Here is a 3,163-nt window from a genome sequence, read left to right on the forward strand (position 1 = left end):
CCTTAGTGGATACCCTCCAGGCCATGTACCGCAGCAATAACAGCAGTTTATTTGTTTCTTCCATGCCGATCGCCGGTCAGGACGGTACTTTAGCCCGGCGCATGAAAGCCACCACGGCCCAAAATAACGTCTTTGCCAAAACTGGCACCCTGCGGGGAGTAAGGGCCTTGTCCGGCTATGCCAACACCCCAGCCCACGGCACTGTGGTTTTCAGCATTTTGGCCAACGATTGGAGCCGCTCCGGAGATAACCTCGTGCGGGCCATTGACCAGTTAGTGGTGCAGATTAACAATATGGGAGCCTGCGACTAATCCAGATAATCCAGAGTTAGTAAGGGATCACAGCAATGGACTGGTCAGCAATTGCGGCATCATTGGCGGCCGAGGGTTTGGAGGTGATTCAAGACCCCCAGCAGAGGCAGAAACTATCCACCGATTACGCCCATTTCAGCCCCATTTTGACTGAGCAGTTACGGGGTAAACAGGCGGATCTGGTGGTGTTGGCCTGCTCAGAAGCGGAGGCGATCGCCGTGATCCGTTGCTGTGTAGCCAATCAAATTCCCCTCACAGTGCGGGGGGCAGGCACGGGCAATTACGGCCAATGTGTTCCCCTCCAGGGGGGCATTGTGTTGGATTTGTCCCCTATGCAAAGGATTGTCAGCCTGGAAGCAGGGCGAGCAGTGGTGGAGCCGGGGGTAAAGTTAGGCAAGCTAGAACAGCAGGCTAAACAAATAGGCTGGGAATTGCGGCTCTTACCTTCCACCTACCAAACGGCGACGGTGGGGGGCTTTGTCAGCGGCGGCAGTACCGGCATGGGGGCAGTGAACTATGGCACCCTCTTTGACCCCGGCAATGTCCAGAGCCTCACAGTGTTGACCATGGAAGCGGAACCCCAACGGCTGGTTTTAGTTGGGGAGGCCGCCCAACCGGTCATCCACGGCTATGGCACCAATGGAATTATTACCGAAATTACTTTGCCCCTGGCCCCGGCCTTACCCTGGCAGGAAGCCGTTGTTAGTTTTGCTGATTTATCAGCGGCGATCGCCTTTGCCCAGAATTTAGCCAACCAGGACGGCATTGTTAGCAAAGAAATTTCTATTCAAGGCCATCCCATTCCGCAATATTTCAGCGGTTTAAAAAATTATTATCAGCCCGGTGACCACTGGGTAATGGTGATTGTTTCCGCCTTAGATTGGCTAGCTTTTAGGGAATTAGCCAAGTCAAGTAAAGGGCAAATTATTTTTGAGCAAAATCCCCAAGCCCCTGGCAAAAAAGTTAATTTAATTGAATTTAACTGGAACCACACTACCCTGTTGGCTAGGGCCATGGATTCCAGTCTCACCTATCTCCAGGTATTTTTCTACCAAGATTTAGAACAAATTCTTACCCTAGAAAGACTTTTTGGGAACGAGATTATGTTCCACATCGAAATGATGCGCATCCAAGGGGCAATGTGTTTAGCTGGTTTTCCTTTGGTTAAATTTACCAACGGCGATCGCCTAGAAGAGATTATGGCAGCCCACCAAAATTTAGGGGCCAGAATCGCCAATCCCCACACTTATAGTTTAGCTGGCGGGTCAGTACAACCCCTGCCGGAATCCCAATTAATGTTTAAACGGCAAGTAGATCCTTTTAATTTACTCAACCCAGGCAAATTAACCGATTGATCTAGTAATTCAACTATTTTTAGCAAAAAAAATTGGCTAGGATTTCAATCGTAAATCCTAGCCAAAGTCTTGTCTCACCACACACAATAGTGAGAGAAATTCACTTGCCCAGTAAAACTAGGGGTGGAAAAGAAGATCGGGGTAAAAACGATTAAACTCGATCAAAATGCCAGCGGTGAAAGTCAACAAAGCCATAATCATGACCGGAGCTGTTGACAAAAAGGATTTCAAACCGTCCATAAATTGAGTCTCCAGAATTGACAAAGATAAACAAAAAATAAGTTCAGAGTTAAAGAGGGCTAGATATGGGGCAATAACACCAATCTTTCCCCGTCCCTAACTAGCGGGGGGAGGTGGGGATTTCTGAATCCTTCATCACCAGTTTGCCAGAAGTATATTCTCCAGCAGCGGCTAGGGGCCAGAGGAATCCACCCAACATCTTTTTGATGGCGAGGGGGACATTGATGACCACTTCCTGCATTTCAGGATTTTTGCTTTCCCGAATTTCAATCAGGTAGGAACGACCAACCCAACCGATCCAGCCAGCAATGTACAGGAACAAAATGCTAGGAATCAGAAAATCACCGGCATGGGTGAAACGGCCGTCCACGATCAGGTGGGGATAGCCTTCGGGGCCACAGAGGGCGGAAGCATAACGTTCGGCCCGGATTTTGCCGGAGTTGGGGTTATCGGTGGTGTTGAGATAGTTCTGGGACTTAGCTTGGAAAGCGGGATTTTCGCTACAGGGGGTCAAATTGGCAAAATCGTCCGCCGAAGCGGTCGGGGCGAAATTAAACCAGAGTGTAAAGGCTAGGAGCAACGCCAACAAATGTTTCATAAAAATCGTTTCCTTGGTTAAACAAAAGACTAAAAAGGCGGCTATTGACAACTCCCTCACCCAGAGGCGTGGGATTCTTGCTTCCTTGGGTTTGTCTAGTTCCAGCTCATTTTTGTTCTGAAACCTTGGCCAGATTCCCCTCCGCAAGCATCTACTTTAACGTCCACGATGTGCCCCACCGCAGACAAAACGGATCATAAACAAGCCAGTTGAGCAACCTGTTATCGTGATCCGGAGATCGTTAGCCGATAATAGGAAAGACCGGGCTAATAAACCGTCGTCTTTTGGATCAAACTCAAACTAGCAGAGAATGGCAATCATTTTAGCAATTGAAACAAGTTGTGATGAAACCGCGGTGGCAATTGTAAATAATCGTAACGTTTGCAGTAATGTGGTTTCTTCCCAGATACAAACCCATCAAGTTTTTGGGGGGGTAGTACCGGAGGTGGCCTCCCGTCAGCATTTGCTTTTAATTAATGCCTGTCTCGACCAAGCTTTGCAAGGGTCTGGTTTGGGGTGGCCAGACATTGAGGCGATCGCCGTGACGGTGACTCCTGGGTTGGCCGGGGCGTTGATGGTGGGAGTAACGGCGGCCAAAACATTGGCCATGGTGCACCAAAAGCCCTTTCTGGGGGTACATCATTTGGAAGGCCATATCT

General features: G+C 49.2%; 4 protein-coding genes and 1 pseudogene. 3 read left to right on the forward strand and 2 right to left on the reverse strand.

Annotation, left to right across the window (positions count from 1 at the left end):
• Both IQ219_RS18325 and IQ219_RS18330 read left to right on the forward strand, forming a co-directional pair.
• On the forward strand, positions 1-311 hold a 311-nt coding region (locus IQ219_RS18325; RefSeq protein WP_194073557.1), incomplete at its 5' end, for a D-alanyl-D-alanine carboxypeptidase.
• Positions 312-346: 35 nt separating this feature from the next.
• Positions 347-1,666 (forward strand): FAD-binding oxidoreductase, encoded by a 1,320-nt coding sequence (locus IQ219_RS18330; RefSeq protein ID WP_194073558.1) that lies wholly within the window; start codon positions 347-349, stop codon positions 1,664-1,666.
• A 117-nt stretch (positions 1,667-1,783) separates the two neighbouring features.
• Here IQ219_RS18330 and psaJ read toward each other — a convergent pair whose 3' ends face one another.
• Together psaJ and IQ219_RS18340 are read right to left on the reverse strand one after the other, a co-directional pair.
• Entirely contained in the window at positions 1,784-1,906 is a 123-nt protein-coding gene (gene psaJ, locus IQ219_RS18335; protein WP_010872732.1) for a photosystem I reaction center subunit IX, read from the reverse strand.
• A 100-nt stretch (positions 1,907-2,006) separates the two neighbouring features.
• The gene (locus IQ219_RS18340; protein WP_194073559.1) at positions 2,007-2,504 is read right to left on the reverse strand and encodes a Photosystem I reaction center subunit III; all 498 of its coding nucleotides are present in this window, start codon (positions 2,502-2,504) and stop codon (positions 2,007-2,009) included.
• Between the two features lie 310 nt (positions 2,505-2,814).
• Here IQ219_RS18340 and IQ219_RS18345 point away from each other — a divergent pair.
• Positions 2,815-3,163: pseudogene (locus IQ219_RS18345) on the forward strand (tRNA (adenosine(37)-N6)-threonylcarbamoyltransferase complex transferase subunit TsaD); the annotation flags it as partial.

The sequence above is a fragment of the Synechocystis sp. LEGE 06083 genome (genome assembly GCF_015207725.1).
Taxonomy (GTDB): Bacteria; Cyanobacteriota; Cyanobacteriia; order Cyanobacteriales; family Microcystaceae; genus Synechocystis; species Synechocystis salina.